This is a genomic window from Plantibacter sp. ME-Dv--P-122b (assembly GCF_030209375.1).
In the GTDB taxonomy this organism is placed as follows: domain Bacteria; phylum Actinomycetota; class Actinomycetes; order Actinomycetales; family Microbacteriaceae; genus Plantibacter.
Window position 1 is genome coordinate 704,754 of the sequence record NZ_JARVSC010000003.1, and the last position, 14,976, is coordinate 719,729.

The following is a 14,976-nucleotide window of genomic DNA, read 5'->3' on the forward strand; positions in this document are numbered from 1 at the left end:
CGCCCTGTACGCACTCTACAACGTTGAAGGAGCGGCCCTGGGTCGGGGCTCGTGAGCGGTGGCGGAGCCGGTGGACTCCCTCGGGACGACGCGGAAGCCGCTGACGATCGCGCGCGGTGCCGCCGGCTGCCCGGGCTCGGCGATCCGCTCGATCAGCAGCTCGACAGCACGCTCGGCGATCTCCTCCCGGCCGATGTCGACCGTGGACAGGGTCGGGAGGGCGTAGCGCGTCTCGTCCAGGTCGTCGAAGCCGATGATCGCGACGTCGTCGGGGATGCGGAGTCCGGCATCCTGGAGGACGCGCATGGCGCCGAGGGCCATCGCGTCGTTGAAGGCGACGACGCCGTCGAACGGGAGACCCGCGGCGATGACCTCGCGCATCGCGTTCGCCCCGTCGCTGCGATGCCAGCTGACGACGGTGCTGACGTAGGCGGGATCGGCCGGGATACCGGCGGCTTCGAGCGCCTCGCGATACCCCTGGAGGCGGAGGGCGGCCGGTCCCAGGGTGTCGTGCGGGTCGGTGCCGAGTGCGACGATGCGGCGCCTGCCCTGCGCGAGCAGGTGTTCGGTCGCCGCGCGGGCGCCGTCGACGTTCGCCATCGTCACGTGGTCGCGGTCGCCGTCGAACAATTGCTCGCCGAGGATCACCATGGGCCCGTCCGGGAGTAGCGCGCTGTCCTCTCGGTCGAGGCTGAGCGGGCTGTAGAGGATGCCGTCGACGAGCTGCATGCGCGGCCCGCGGAGGATCTCGAGCTCGACGTCGCGTCCGCCGGCGACCTGCTCGATGAGCACCGAGAGTCCGCGCGCACGGGCCTGACGCATGACCGCGTCCGCGAGCTCTGCGAAGTAGGCGTTGCGGAGGTCGGGGATGATGAGGCTGATCACGCCGGACCGGCCTGAGCGGAGACTCCGGGCCGAGAGGTTGGGGCGGTAGCCGAGCTCGGCGATCGCACGCTCGACCTTGGCCCGTGTCGCGTCGCTCACGTGCGGGTAGTCGTTGACGACGTTCGAGACGGTCTTGATCGAGACGCCCGCGCGTGCGGCGACGTCGTGCATCGTGATCGACACGCGTCTCCTCCCCCGGCCGGCTCCCGGCTGTCAGCAGACTACCGCCCCACCGGCACGGGGTGTCGTGGCCGCCAGCGCGGTGCGCTGACGCGAGCGCGGGTCTGTGGCGTGAGCGCGGGCCTCCGGAGGGGCGCGCCCACGCGGAGGACCCGCGCTCACGCCGGACCGGGCGGTCTGGGGTCAGCGCACCGCGCTGGCGTCAGGACGGAACACGGACGACGAGCGCTGGACGACCGGCATCGAGCGACGGGCGTCCACTCGGTCAGCCGTCGGTCAGCGGGACCCGTTTCTTCGGTTCGGTCGACATGCGCTGCAGCAACGGCACGGCGATGATGAGCGCGACACCGGCACCGAGCAACAGCCCACCGATCGTGTCGCTCACCCAGTGGGCGCCGAGATAGGTCCGCGACAGCATCATCAGCAGCGTGTAGGCGACGCCGATCAACCACACCCAGACCCGCGGGAAGATGATCCCGAACGCGACGGCGATGGTCGCCGCGTTCGCGCTGTGCCCCGAGGGGAACGAGCCAAAGTCCGCGTGGACGAGGATGTCCTCGGGCCGCGATCGACCGACGATGTTCTTGATGATCTGTACCGCTCCTGCGCTCAGGGCGGAGACGATCGCGAAGTACAGGGCGGCCCACGGTCGGCGAAGCAGCAGGAGGACGGCGATCCCGAGCAGCGGCACGACGAAGATCGCGACGACCCCGCCACCGAGCCAGTTCATGACGAGCGCAGCCTGGACGAGCCACGGCGAACGCTCCTCGAGGACCTCCTGCATCCACTCCTCGTCGAACCCGAACGGGGCGTTCGGACCACGCTGGAAGAGCAGCACGCCGAGCAGGAGGACGAGGACCACGGCGATCGCGCCGCTGATCAATGGCCACCGTCGGGAGACCTTCGCGGCGAGCTTCGGATCGGGCCGGATCGACGCCGGGTCCGGATCCATCGCGAGCGCACCCGACTCGTCGAGCGCGGGCGAAACTGCCTCGTGCACCTCGGGAGCCGGTGCAGCTGCTGGGTCGTCGTGGTCGTCGGGTGCCGTCATCGTCCCATCATGCCGTGTCGGGCATGTCTCACGCGTGGGCTTGCGCCAGGAGGATGACGCCCTGATCGCCGCGTCGATGCACCTCTGGACTCGCGCTGACGGGCAGGAGCGACCGACGTCCGACGAGAACGACCCGCGGGCCTGGCGGGCGATACTGGAGTGGTGACCCACGACGCCCGCATCGCTCCCCTCGCCGACGACGCACGGTGCCCCTGCCTGTCAGGTGAGACGTACGGCGCCTGCTGCGGGCGCCTGCACCGAGGCGCATCGGCGGCGGCGACCGCGGAGGCGCTCATGCGGTCGCGGTTCTCCGCCTTCGCGGTCGGCGACGCGGAGTACCTGCTGCGCACGTGGCATCCGTCGACCAGGCCGGCGTCGCTCGAATTGGACGACTCGCTCCGCTGGTACCGGCTCGACATCGTCGCGACCTCCCGCGGTGGCCTGCTCGACACCGAGGGGGTGGTCGAGTTCGTCGCGCACCACAAGGTTCTCGGCGTGCGAGGCTCCGCGGGGAGCCAGCACGAACGGAGTCGGTTCTCGAAGGACACCGGCGCCTGGACGTACGTGGACGGCGTGGACCCCTCCGTCTGACCGGGACCCCCTCACCCGATCCGGGGTCCGAGTGCCGGCGCGGTGCGCTGGCCCGAATGACCCCGAACCGGCGTCAGCGCGGTGCGGCCACCCGAGTGAGCCCGAACCGGCGTGACCGCGGGGCACAGCCCTGAGCGCGCCGCTCCGGAGACCCGCGCCCACGCCACAGGCCCGCGCTCACGTCAGCGCACCGCGCTGGCGCAACCCACCAGGTCAGCCGGCGAGGGCCGGGACCTTCTTCGGTTGCACGATGAACCAAAGCGCACACACCGACACGACCGAGGTCGCGGCCATCACGGCACCCATGGGGATCGCAGTACCGATCCCGAGCACACCAACGATCGGCGAGATGAGTCCCGCGAGACCGAAGTTGAGCGCCCCGAGGAGCGACGCCGCCGTCCCGGCCTCGTGCCCGTGGTTCGCCAGCGCGAGCACCTGCACCGCCGGGAACCCGAAGCCGCACGAGAGGATGAAGAAGAACAGCGGCACCAGCACACCGAACAGCCCGACGTCGGCCATCGTCAGCGCGACGATCGTCACCGCGGAGATGAGCTGCACGATGGTCGTGCACGCCAGGATCCACTGCGGCCCGTACCAGCGCATGAGGCGGGACGAGATCTGCACCCCGGCGACGATGCCGAGCGAGTTCACCGCGAACAGGAGACCGTACTCCTGCGCGTCGAAGTCGTAGACCTCCTGGAAGAGGAACGACGAGCTCGAGAGGTAGGCGAACAGGCCCGAGAAGCTCATACCACCGATGAGGGCGACACCGACGAACACACGGTCGCTGAACACCGAGCGGTAGCGGTCACGGACGGTGCTGTGCCCGGCGTCGCGACGTCGCGCCGGCGGCAGGGTCTCGACGATCCAGAGCGACACCGCGATGACGACGAACAGCCCGTAGGCGGCGAGGAACACGAAGAGTCCGCGCCAGTCGAGGACGAGGAGGAGCTGCGACCCGATGACGGGGGCGGCGATCGGCGCGAGCCCGTTCACGAGCGCGAGTCGCGACAGCATCCGCACGAGCGGCTTCCCGCCGAAGAGGTCGCGGACCATCGCCATCGCGACGACGCCACCGGCCGCCGCACCGGCGCCCTGCAGCACGCGGAACACCATGAGCCACCCGATGTCGGGCGCGAACGCGGCGCCGACCGAGGCCAGGATGTGGATGCTCGTCGCGAGGATGAGCGGGAGACGCCGGCCGACCTTGTCGCTCCAGGGCCCCATGAAGAGCTGGCCCACCGCGAAGCCGATCGTGGTCCCGGTGAGGGTGAGCTGGATGAGGCTGACCGGGACGTCGAGGTCCTGTTCGAGGATCGGGAATGCCGGCAGGTAGAGGTCGATGGTGAACGGCCCGAGCGCGGTGAGCGCGCCGAGCACGAGGATGTAGACGAGGCGCTGCCTGCCCGAGAGCGAGTCCCCGGGGTGGACGACGGTGATTCCTGCGGTGTGCACTGGTGAACGGATTCCTAGCGAGGTGCGGGGGGGGGTGGGAGGGGTGGTCCGAATCGATGTCGAATCGATTCGAGAATCGGCGTCAAGGCTAGCAGTCGGGGACGCGTTTTCGCGACACCCCCGGACGACCGATCGGCGTCGACCTCGCTCCACAGGCCCTGGGGAGCAGGGTCGTCTCGACGACTCCCAGGCGACCGCCCAGCATCGGTTTCACGACGTTCGCTAGGCTGATCCGGCTGCAGACGAACCGGTCGCGGTCCGCCTGCCTGGAGCCCGATCCACCCTGCATATCCCCCGATGCAGGCCCCGTAGCCGCCGACGGAAGAGAGCCATGCCAGACCACTCCCGAGCCCCGCTGCCGTTCCAGGTCGATCTCCGCGGAGTCGTCGACCTGCTCAGCCGCCACATCTACTCGGGACCGCGCGTCTACCTCCGTGAGCTCCTGCAGAACGGACGCGACGCCGTCGCAGCCCGTCGCGCCGAGGACCCGACGGCGCCTCCCGGCAGACTCCTCATCACCCCGCACGTGCCACCGTCCGGCTCGGAAGCGGGTTCGCCGTTCCGATTCCGCGACGACGGCGTCGGACTCACCCGAGACGAGGCCGCCGAGCTGCTGGCGACGGTCGGCCGCAGCTCGAAGCGCGGCGACCTCGACGAACTCCAGCGCGGCGACTACCTCGGACGGTTCGGCATCGGTCTGCTGAGCTGCTTCATGGTCGCCGACACCATCACCGTCCGCAGCCGATCGGCTCGCGGCGGTCCGGCCATCGAATGGGTCGGCGACGCCGACGGCACGTTCACGATCCGGGAACTCGACGACGCCACGAGCGCCGCCATGCCGATCGGCTCGGAGGTCGTCCTCGACCCACGCATCGACGGTCCACTGCACGACGGCAGTCTGCTCGGGCACGGCACGGTGCTCGGCCTCGCCACGACCTTCGGCCGCTTCCTCGACCTCGACGTCGAGGTGGTCGATCCCTCGGCACCCGACCACCCGGTGCGCATCAACGTCGACCCGGTGTTCCGGACGGCTGAGGCGACCACTCGCGAGGAGCTCCTGGCGTTCGGGGAGGAGCTCCTCGGGACACGTCCGTTCGACGCCGTCGAGATCGTGGTGCCCGGCACCGGCACCCGCGGCACCGCCTTCGTCCTCCCCTCGCCGCCCCCGCCGGGCGCCCGGCAGGCGAGCCGGGTCTACCTCGGCGGCATGCTGCTGAGCGAACAGATCGACGACCTGCTTCCCGAGTGGGCGTTCTTCGTGCGCTGCATCGTCGACACCACGGGGCTCCGCCCGACGGCGTCGCGCGAGCAGCTCGTGCAGGACGACGCCCTGGAGTTCACCCGCGAGGCCATCGGAGCGACCCTCCGTCGGTGGATCCTCGACCTCGCCCGCCAGCGGCCGCACCGACTCCAGGAGTTCATCGGTGTCCACCAGCTCGGCATCAAGGCGATCGCCGCACACGACGACGACCTCGCGAGCGCCGTCGTCCGCTGGCTGCCGATCGAGACCTCCGCCGGCACGATGACCATCGACGAACATCTGTCGCAGACCGACGTCATCCGGTACACGGGATCCCGCGACGAGTTCCGGCAGATCGCCGCGGTCGTCGATCCCGCTTCCCCGATCGTCAACGGCGGGTACGTGTACGACCAGGAGATCCTGGAGCGGCTGCCCCACCTGATCGACGGCGTGCGGGTCGAGCGGGTGACGGTCGCCGACGAGCTCGACAACCTCGAGCCGCCGCACCTGGACGACCTCGCCGCGACGACGGCGCTCGAGGACCGCGCCAGCCGCGTGCTCGCCGAGGTCGAGTGCCGGGTCTCGGTTCGCCGGTACCGGCCGGACGACCTCGCGGCCCTGTACGTCGCCGACCCGTCCGTGCTCCGTCGGCTCGAGCGGCACCGGGCCGCCTCGGTCGCGCCGGGCATCTGGTCGCAGGTCGTCGGGGCCGTCGACTCCTTCCTCGCCGACGCCGGCCAGGGAGCCGACGACGCCGACACCGCAGCCCGGCTCTGCCTCAACTGGAACGCGGCGCTCGTCCGCCGCCTGGCGACCCTCGACGACGACCTCGTGTTCGAGCGCAGCATCCAACTGCTCTACGTTCAGGCACTCCTCGCCGGACACCGCCCCCTCGAAGCACGCGACCGCCGCATGCTCGACGCAGCCATGACCGACCTGATCGGCCTCAGTGTCGGTCTCGACGACAAGGAACTCCGATGACCGACACCACCACCCCCGTGACCGACATCGACCCCGATGCGAGCGTCCAGGACCTCCTCGAGGAGGCCGACACCCTGCCGTGCGGTCCCGCCGAGCGCGCCCTCCTCGACGAGGCCCTCCGGCGAGCCGAGGCCGCCGGCGACGAGGAGGCCGCGTACGCGACCCGCATGCGGCTGACCCAGTCCGCGCACATGACGGGCGACACCGACGCCATGTTCAGCTCCTTCGGCTGGTGCGTCGGCAAGCACGACGCCGACCCGGAACGCTTCCCGATCACGGTCGACGGCTGCGACCTGCTGTTCCAGTACAAGTGGATGGCCGGCCGACTCTCGACGAACCCGACCTTCTCGCTCGCGCAGATCGAGGCCATGCACGAGGACATGCGGGCGAGGTACGCGGCAGCGGGTGCCACCATGAGTGGCGTGGTGCAGTCGCAGTTCCACATCGCGACGGTGACCGGCCGCCTCGACGAGGCAGCAGCGTTCCTGGAACGCCGTTCGACCATCGAGGACGACCGCTACAGCCACTGCGAGGCGTGCGTGCGCAACGAGGACGCCTGGTTCCACCAGCTCCGCGGACACGACGACGAGGCGATCCGCATCTACGACGAGATGTTCGAGAACCGCATGAGCTGTGGTGAGGAGCCGGAGACGAGCGAAGCCCAGGCACTGCTCCCCTACCTCCGAGCCGGCCGGTTCGACGACGCCAAGGCGGCGCACCAGCGCAGCTACCGGGTCGCCCGTTCCAACGCCGACGGATTCGGCATCATCGCCGACCACCTCGTGTTCTGCGCGGTCACGGGCAACGAGGCGCGCGGCCTGGCGATGCTCGAACGCCATCTGCCCACCCTCGTCAACGACCCCATCAACCTGTCCGGGCACGCCGACGGCCTGATCGCGGTCGGCGTCCTGCTGGATGCCGTCGCCCGAGCCGGTCACGGCGATCTGCCCGTCCGCGGTGCCGACGCCCCGGACCTCGCGCGGTACCTCGGCACCGAGCCGACCGACCCGGCCGACTGGACCGTCACCGCGGTCGCGGCGCGCGCCTGGGCAGCCGCCGAGCACCTGACCCGTGCCTTCGACGAACGCAACGGCAACGGCTTCCGCACCGAGCGACTCGAGGCCGCGCGGGCACTCGCGACGGAGCACTGGGACCTCCCACTGTCGGTCGAGGGGTTCGCGGCCCCCGTCGCCGAGCCGGAACCGGCGACCACGGCGGCCGAGTGGCGCGAGCGGACCTCCGCCCTCCTGCAGAGCGCGGACCCACGCGGTGCGATCATCGCCGCCGAGCAGGGCCTCGCGCTCCTCGGAAACGACGCGGATCCCGACGACAACCTCCGCGCCGGGCTCCTCGGCGCGATCGCGCAGGCGGCGGTCATCGAGGGTGACGACGACCGCGCGGGGGCGGCCTGGGCCGACCGCGGCGCGGCGCTCCGTGCAGCGGGACGCGTCGCGGTCGCCGACGTCGAGGCCCGCTTCGGCGTGGCCCTCCTCGGCACGGCGACCGAGGACCGGCTCACCCTCCTGCTCGCGGAGCTCGACGACGCCCGTCTCGTCCCCGTCGACGCGGACCGGCTCATCCACACACTCGTCGTCACCGCACGCCATGCGTTCGAGCTCGCGGGAGCGCAGACCGAGCAGGAGTCGGCGGAACGGTTCATGGGGATCGCCGATCGGCTCGCGGGTGAGGCCGTGCTCGCCGCCGCGGTCGACGACCCGGGCGAGGCAGGCCCGCCGGCCCGTCTCCTGCACGCACACCTCTTCGCCGTGACGGGACGGATCGAGGAGGCGGTAGAGCTCCTCGACCCGCTCCTCGAGCCCGAGCAGCGGGCGTCGGTCCGCCTCCCGGCGCTGACGCTCCGCACCCGGATGCTCGGCGGGGCCGGGGCCTTCGCCGAGGGGGTCGCACTCGCCGACGAGCTCGTCGCACTCCAGACCGCGCTCGGCAACCGCCTCGGCATCATCCAGGCGTGCACCCTCTCGGCGGCACTCCTCAGCGACGCCGATCGCGACCGCGAGGCCGCGGCCCGCATGCAGCTCGCGATCACCCACGCGAAGCGGGCGGAGTACGCCGACCTCGACTCGCTCACGCTCCAACTCGCGCGATACCTCCAGTTCGCGGGCGATGCCGCTACGGCGCTCGAGCACTACGACGAGGTCTACCAGGCGAGGCGCGAGCACGCCGCGCCGGGTGAGCTCGCGGACCTGCTCGCCAACATGGGCGAGGCCGCGCGCATGATCGGCGAACACGGCATGGCCTACGGCGTGTGGCGCGCCGCGATCGACGACGCCGCATCGGTCGGGAACGACCAGGTGGTCATCCGCACCGGCTTCGGGTTGAGCACGCTCCTCGTCCAGTTCGAGGACGACGACGCGATCGAGGTCATCGACCAGGCACTCGCCGCCGCTCGCCGTCTGGGCGACCCGCAGCTCCTCGTCCAGGCACTCCAGCGTGCGGCGAGCGCACGGGCGGCCTTCGGCGACGACACCGGGCTGCCGCTCTACGCGGAGGCTCGGGACATCGCCTCGGCGCACGAGGCCGCGTGGCTCGTGGCCGACATCACCGATTCGGAGGCCCGCTCGCTCGGTGCGCTCGGACGTGCCGACGACGCGACGGCGACCGCTCGGCTCGCCGCCGCGGGGTTCGTGGCCGCCGGTGACGAGAACGGAGCGGCGGTGGCCGAGGTGTTCGCGGCGAGGTCGCGGGTCGCCGTCGACGACCACGCCGGTGCCGTCGAGCTGTTCCGCTCGGCTCGCGGACGGCTCCCTGCCGGCTCGCCCGATTGGATGACGGTCACGGCCGAGCTCGCGGACGCCCACGAGCGCTTGGAGCAGCACACCGATGCGGCACTGCTCCGGGCTGAGATCGAGGAGTGATCGGGACCGCCCTCAGCGTGCCGACGGCACCGCGAGGACGGTCTTCGGACCGCGCCTAGGGCAGTCGCGCGAAGGCGCGGACGGGGAAGGTCGCGAAATCCTCGACGAGCGGCGGCGTCGCGGTGAAGGCGGCGCCGCTCGCGGGGAGCTGCTCGAGCCCGGTGAGGTGCTCGACCACCTGGATCCCGGCCTCGAGGAGCAGCGAGTGGGCCGGACGCGCGCCGCCGGATCCCGGCTCGGTGTCGTCGATGTTGATGGAGTCGATGCCGACCAGCACCACGCCCTGCTCGACGAGGTACCGCACCCCGTCCTCGGCGAGGTAGGGGGCGTCCTTCGTGTAGGCCTCGGTCGCGAAGTGGCGGTCCCACCCGGTGTGCAGGAGGACGGCTGTGCCGCGCAGTTCGCGGTCGAGGAGGGCGTTCGCGCCGATGCCGCGTTCGGTGGAGTCCTGGAGGTGGAACACCTCGGCCGGGAGGTCGACGAGCTGCTCGAGCGTCAGGCTCGCGAGGTCTCCGCCGCCGGCGTAGCGGTGGTACGGGCTGTCGAGGTAGGTGCCGGTGTTGCCGACCATCTCGATGATGTCCATCGCGAATTCGGTGCCCTCGGCGTACTTCGGGCGCGAGTCCTCACGCGTGAGGAACGGACGGATCACGGGCTCCGGCAGCCCCGGGTAGGTGCGGAGGCCGGCACGGATCGGATGGCTGAGTTCGACGAGCGCGCCCACCGGACGGGGGCGCACGGCGTCCGCATGCGCTGCGGCGTCCGGGATCTCGAGTCCGGCTGCCGCGGCCGCCGCCAGGATCCCGCGGGAGCCCTTGTGCTGCTCGCGCACGATCTCGAGCTTGGTGATGCGGATCTCGCCGACCATCGCGAGACCGAGGTGCGTGACGAGCAGCCGACCGACCTCCTGCTGCTGCGCCTTCCCCTTCGCCTGCGCGATGGCGGGCGGCAGGTCGAGACGGAAGTCCTCGACGGCGAGACCGCCGCCGTTCAGGAAGCTGACGGTGGCATCGAGGACGGCGCGTTGTTCGGTCATGCCCTCATTCTGGCGGGTGCCGCGAACCCTGCCGAGGGATTCCCGGCCATGGATCACCGATATCCGGCCATGACCGCGGGACGTCGTCGAATCGACGGCTGAGAGCACTCCACAAGCAGCCCTCACGAGGCTTTTGTACACAGGGCTTGCATATCACATACCTCATGCTTATCCTCGATATGCAAGGACGACTGACGAACCCGTCCGCGAGCGAGGAGAGCCCCCCATGAAGCACCAACGACCCCTGTCGATCGCCGCTGCAACCGCCACGTTGGCCGTGCTCTCCGCGTGCACGGGCGACGCCGGGGGCGAGCGCGTCGGTCGCTGCGCGATCGCCGACGAGTTCGCCGCTGGAACGCCGGTCGACGCGACGCCGTCCGGCGAGATCACCTTCCAGACCACCGCGCTGAAGGCCTCGTTCTCCGAGTACTTCACCGAACTCATCGAAGAGTTCGAGGCCGCCTACCCCGGCACGACCGTCACCTGGGAGGACGACCCTGGCGACGGCAGCTTCGCCACCCGGCTCGTCGCGGACGCACAGGCGTGCTCGCTGGCAGACGTCGTCAACATGCCACTCGCCACCGCCGGCGGCCTCCGCGACCAGGGCTTCCTCGCCGACCTCGACGCCGCGTCACCGGGCATCGGCGACGACTTCATCCCGAGCCTGTGGGAGAGCCTGGTCCTCCCAGGCGACGACCACCACTACGTGCTCCCGTGGTACTGGGGCCTCATCGGCCTCCAGACGTACAACACCGAGCTCATGCAGCGCGCCGGGCTCGACCCGGAGCAGCCGCCGACCACCTTCGAGGAACTCTTCGACGCGGCCGATCAGGTCGCCGAACGGTCGAACGGCGAGTTCAGTGCCTTCTCCGCGAGTCTCGGGCTGCGACTCCCGCTCGAGTGGCAGCTGCAGGAGGCCGAGGTCATCGCCGACGACGGTTCGGCGTTCGTCTTCGCCGACGATCCCGCCGTGCAGGAGTGGACCGAACGCATGACGCGACTCGCGCTGGCCGGCGGCATCCCGAAAGACTCGATCGCGTCCGACGACGAGCCCACCGCCCTGTTCACCCAGGGCGCGACCGTCTGGGGCTCACCGAACGCTTCGTCGCTCCGGTACGTGCAGGAGGGCAACCCGGGCGTGTACGAGCAGGTGGGCGTCTCGTCCCTCCTCGACCGCCGCGGCACGGCGATCGCCGAGGTCCAGACCATCGGCGTCCCGAGCACGAGCACCAACCCGGCCACCGCCATCGCGTTCGCGCGGTTCCTCCTCGCCGCCGAGCAGCAGGACCGCTTCATCAGCGACCCACGCATCCAGAATTTCCCGAGCACCACCGAGTCGCTCGGCATCCCGAAACTCACGGACATCACCGGTACCGCACCCATCGACGAGGCGAACCGTCTCGCCGTCGACCTCGCCGACGAAGCGGAGATCGTCACCATCGTCCAGTGGAGCGACGCGGTCGCGAACGCGGTCAACGCCGAGCTCCAGCTGGCGCTCACCGGGAAGAAGGCGCCGCGCGAGGCGCTCCAGGCCGCCCAGGACGCCGCCAACCGGGTCATCGGAGCCGACGCTCGATGACGAGCGCGATCCACCTCAACGGGGCGGCGCGCTATCGACCGCCCTGGGTGCCGCTGCTGTGGTGCGCACCCGCGCTGCTCATGATCACGATCTGGAGCGTCGGGCCCTTCGTCGGGACCATCGCGCTGTCGTTCACCGATACGTCCCCGCTCGGCATGGGTGGAGCGTTCGTCGGCCTCGACAACTACCGCTCGATCCTGCAGGATCCCGCGTTCTGGTCCGCGACCGGCAACAGCGTGCTGTACGCGATCATCGCCGTCCCCTTGCTCGTCGTCCTCCCGTTGCTGCTCGCGCAGCTCGTCCACACCAGGCTCCCCGGGATGGGGTTCTTCCGCTCCGCCTACGCGGCTCCGATCGTGGCGTCCGTCGTCGCGGTCGGACTGGTCTGGCAGAACCTCCTCGGTGAACAGGGGCCCGTGAACACGGTGCTCCAACGGGTCGGTCTCATCCAGCAGGCGGTGCCGTTCCTCTCCGAGGGGTCGCTCATCCTGCTCAGCGCCATCGCCCTCACGGTGTGGCGTGGGCTCGGGTGGTACCTGATCTTCTACCTGGCGGCGCTCTCCAACATCCCCCGTGAGCTGCACGAGGCGGCCGAACTCGACGGCGCCGGCCCGACGCGACGGTTCCTCACCATCACGGTGCCGGGCACCCGCCTCACGATGCTCCTCGTCGGGCTCCTCGCCGGCATCGGATCGCTCCGCGTGTTCAGCGAGGTCTACCTGCTCGGCGGCGCCACCGGTGGTCCGGGAGGCGAGGCACGGACACTCCCCTTCTTCATCCGCGACGCAGCGCTCGACCCGATCACCGGCAACGCGGGCTACGGTGCAGCCGCGAGCGTGGCACTCTTCGCGCTCACCGCCGTGTTCGCCGTGCTGGCTCAACGCTTCGGCGGGGAGCGGGACGCATGAGCGCGCACATCGAGCAGCCTTCCGCACGACCGCTCCTGCGGCGTCGGCGTCGGCGCTGGTCGAGGACGACACCGGTGCGGTACGCGCTCCTGCTCCTCGTGCTCGTCATCTCGGTCGGCCCGCTGCTGTGGCAGTTCCTGTCGTCACTCAAGGGCTCCGGCGAAGCGCTCTTCGGGCTCGAGGCCACCCTGTTCCCGCAGTCCCCGACCCTCGACGCCTACGTCACGATCTTCCAACAGATCCCGATGGACGCCTACCTCGCGAACAGCGCGATCGTCTGCGCGCTGACCATCGCCTCCCAGGTCGTGCTGCCGACCGCCGCCGGATACATGCTCTCCCGACGCGGCTGGCGCGGGCGCCGGGTCACCTTCACCGTGCTGATCGTGTCGATGGTCGTGCCCTTCGAGTCGATCATGGTGTCGCTCTTCCTCATGACCCAGGAGCTCGGCCTGCTCGACACCCTCGTCGGCGCGTGGCTCCCCGGTGCCGTCTCCGCGATGAACGTCCTCATCATGCGGGCCGCGTTCACGGCGGTGCCCGACGAGATCGAGGACGCCGCGTTCCTCGACGGAGCCTCGGAGTGGCAGCGGTTCACCGCCCTGTTCCTGCCGTCGTCCATCGGCGCGATGCTCGTCGTCGTCGTCAACTCGTTCATCACCGCGTGGGACGACTTCCTCTGGCCGCTCCTCGTCCTGCGGAGCGAGTCGTCGTTCACCGTGTCGCTCGGACTCGCACGACTCTCGGCGTCGTCGTTCGGGTTCGACCCCAGGGTCGTGATGGCCGGATCCATCATCGCCGTCGTCCCGGTCCTCGTGGTGTTCATCGTGCTGCAACGATGGTTCCACCGAGGCGTCGCAGCAGGAGGAGTCAAGTGAATCAACAGTCGCACCACCACCAGCACCGTCACCGTCCCGTCCCGACCGAAGGCCAGTTGCGTTGGCAACAGGACGGGTTCGGCGTGTTCTTCCACTTCGGAGTCAACACCTTCGCCGGCAAGGAATGGAGCGACGGCACCCTGCCCGCCTCGAGCTTCGATCCGGCCCACCTCGATGCGCGGCAGTGGGTGCGCGTGGCGGCCTCGATCGGCGCCAAGTACGTCATCCTCACCGCGAAGCACCACGACGGGTTCTGTCTCTGGCCGACCGAGACGACCGACTACAGCGTCGCATCCTCACCGTGGCAGGACGGCCACGGCGACGTCGTCGCCGAGCTCGCTGCAGCCTGTCGCGAGGTGGGTCTCGGACTGGGGTTGTACCTGTCCCCCTGGGATCGCCATGCACCCGAGTACGCCGACGAGGCGCGCTACGCCGAGGTGTACGCCCGGCAGCTCACCGAACTGTGCACGAACTACGGCGAGCTCGTCGAACTGTGGTTCGACGGCGCCGGGTCCGAGGGGTACACCTACGACTGGCCCGGCATCTCCGCCATCATCGAACGGCTCCAACCGCGGGCGATGGTGTTCAACATGGGCGCGCCGACGATCCGCTGGGTCGGCAACGAGAACGGCCTCGCCGAAGACCCGGTGCGGTACGTCGTCGACCACACCGACTTCAGCAACTACACCGTCGTCACCAGCCGGTTCGAGGAGGCCCTGTACCTGCCGCCCGAGTGCGACGTCTCACTCCGCCGCGGCTGGTTCTGGCATCCGGACGACGAACCGAAGTCGGTCGAGCATCTGCTCGCGATCTTCTACCGGTCCGTCGGACTCGGCGCGAACCTGCTCCTCAACCTCCCACCCGACACCCGCGGGCTCCTCCCCGACGCCGACGTCGAACGGGTGACCGCCTGGGCCGCGGAGCGCGACCGACGCTTCGCGCGACCGATCCCGGGAACGCTGACCACCGACGGGTCGACGGTCACGGTCGCGTTCGCGGAGCCGGTCACCATCGATCACCTCCGGCTGCACGAAGACCTCACCGCCGGGCAGCTCATCGACCGCCACGAGGTCCGGACGCCGGACGGCCGCACGCTCGTCGAAGCCGGTTCCGTCGGCGTCTCGAGGGTGCACGTGTTCGAACCGGTCACGACAGACCGGCTGACGATCGCGCTCGTCCCCGACGTCTCCGACGAGGCGGGCAGCTCTGCGGAAGCGCCGGTACCGACGCTCCTCGCGGTCACCGCGTTCCACGCCGGCACGAGCGCCGTCCCCGAGCTGCCGGCCGGATACGAGGCCCCGACGGACGCCCCCGACTGA

The 14,976-nt window shown here is 70.4% G+C and carries 11 protein-coding genes; 7 read left to right on the plus strand and 4 right to left on the minus strand.

Annotated elements, in window-relative coordinates:
• Positions 1–15: 15 nt before the first annotated feature.
• Both QRN19_RS07925 and QRN19_RS07930 read right to left on the minus strand, forming a co-directional pair.
• Entirely contained in the window at positions 16–1,068 is a 1,053-nt protein-coding gene (locus QRN19_RS07925; protein WP_285026214.1) for a LacI family DNA-binding transcriptional regulator, read from the minus strand.
• Between the two features lie 262 nt (positions 1,069–1,330).
• Positions 1,331–2,116 carry a phosphatase PAP2 family protein gene (locus tag QRN19_RS07930; RefSeq protein WP_285026215.1) on the minus strand — a complete coding sequence of 262 codons (786 nt, stop codon included), beginning with the start codon at positions 2,114–2,116 and terminating at the stop codon, positions 1,331–1,333.
• A gap of 162 nt (positions 2,117–2,278) precedes the next feature.
• On the opposite strand from QRN19_RS07930, the gene QRN19_RS07935 reads away from it, so the two are divergent.
• A complete protein-coding gene (locus QRN19_RS07935) occupies positions 2,279–2,707 on the plus strand; it encodes a YchJ family protein (protein WP_502928067.1) in 429 nt (142 codons plus the stop codon).
• Positions 2,708–2,920: 213 nt separating this feature from the next.
• On the opposite strand, the gene QRN19_RS07940 is transcribed toward QRN19_RS07935, so the two are convergent.
• Positions 2,921–4,162 (minus strand): multidrug effflux MFS transporter, encoded by a 1,242-nt coding sequence (locus QRN19_RS07940; RefSeq protein WP_205858686.1) that lies wholly within the window; start codon positions 4,160–4,162, stop codon positions 2,921–2,923.
• 331 nt (positions 4,163–4,493) lie between these two features.
• On the opposite strand from QRN19_RS07940, the gene QRN19_RS07945 reads away from it, so the two are divergent.
• Complete coding sequence (locus QRN19_RS07945) at positions 4,494–6,383, plus strand: HSP90 family protein (protein ID WP_285026217.1); 1,890 nt, start codon at positions 4,494–4,496, stop codon at positions 6,381–6,383.
• Complete coding sequence (locus tag QRN19_RS07950) at positions 6,380–9,259, plus strand: hypothetical protein (protein WP_285026218.1); 2,880 nt, start codon at positions 6,380–6,382, stop codon at positions 9,257–9,259. Before QRN19_RS07945 ends, QRN19_RS07950 begins: the two co-directional genes overlap by 4 nt.
• 55 nt (positions 9,260–9,314) lie before the next feature.
• Here QRN19_RS07950 and QRN19_RS07955 read toward each other — a convergent pair whose 3' ends face one another.
• Positions 9,315–10,295 carry a cyclase family protein gene (locus QRN19_RS07955; RefSeq protein WP_285026219.1) on the minus strand — a complete coding sequence of 327 codons (981 nt, stop codon included), beginning with the start codon at positions 10,293–10,295 and terminating at the stop codon, positions 9,315–9,317.
• A 226-nt stretch (positions 10,296–10,521) separates the two neighbouring features.
• On the opposite strand from QRN19_RS07955, the gene QRN19_RS07960 reads away from it, so the two are divergent.
• Genes QRN19_RS07960 through QRN19_RS07975 form a run of 4 tightly spaced genes read left to right on the plus strand, consistent with a single transcriptional unit; the run spans position 10,522 to position 14,976 of the window.
• Positions 10,522–11,874 carry an extracellular solute-binding protein gene (locus QRN19_RS07960; protein ID WP_285026220.1) on the plus strand — a complete coding sequence of 451 codons (1,353 nt, stop codon included), beginning with the start codon at positions 10,522–10,524 and terminating at the stop codon, positions 11,872–11,874.
• Positions 11,871–12,782, plus strand: coding sequence for a carbohydrate ABC transporter permease (locus QRN19_RS07965; protein ID WP_285026221.1), 912 nt, complete (start codon positions 11,871–11,873; stop codon positions 12,780–12,782). Before QRN19_RS07960 ends, QRN19_RS07965 begins: the two co-directional genes overlap by 4 nt.
• Positions 12,779–13,657, plus strand: coding sequence for a carbohydrate ABC transporter permease (locus tag QRN19_RS07970; RefSeq protein ID WP_285026222.1), 879 nt, complete (start codon positions 12,779–12,781; stop codon positions 13,655–13,657). Before QRN19_RS07965 ends, QRN19_RS07970 begins: the two co-directional genes overlap by 4 nt.
• Entirely contained in the window at positions 13,654–14,976 is a 1,323-nt protein-coding gene (locus tag QRN19_RS07975) for an alpha-L-fucosidase (RefSeq protein WP_285026223.1), read from the plus strand. Before QRN19_RS07970 ends, QRN19_RS07975 begins: the two co-directional genes overlap by 4 nt.

Coding starts and splice junctions, on each gene's coding strand:
- QRN19_RS07945 (WP_285026217.1), top strand. CDS start 4,494: ATGCCAGACCACTCCCGAGCCCCGCTGCCGTTCCAGGTCGATCTCCGC.
- QRN19_RS07930 (WP_285026215.1), bottom strand. CDS start 2,116: ATGACGGCACCCGACGACCACGACGACCCAGCAGCTGCACCGGCTCCC.
- QRN19_RS07950 (WP_285026218.1), top strand. CDS start 6,380: ATGACCGACACCACCACCCCCGTGACCGACATCGACCCCGATGCGAGC.
- QRN19_RS07970 (WP_285026222.1), top strand. CDS start 12,779: ATGAGCGCGCACATCGAGCAGCCTTCCGCACGACCGCTCCTGCGGCGT.
- QRN19_RS07955 (WP_285026219.1), bottom strand. CDS start 10,295: ATGACCGAACAACGCGCCGTCCTCGATGCCACCGTCAGCTTCCTGAAC.
- QRN19_RS07960 (WP_285026220.1), top strand. CDS start 10,522: ATGAAGCACCAACGACCCCTGTCGATCGCCGCTGCAACCGCCACGTTG.
- QRN19_RS07965 (WP_285026221.1), top strand. CDS start 11,871: ATGACGAGCGCGATCCACCTCAACGGGGCGGCGCGCTATCGACCGCCC.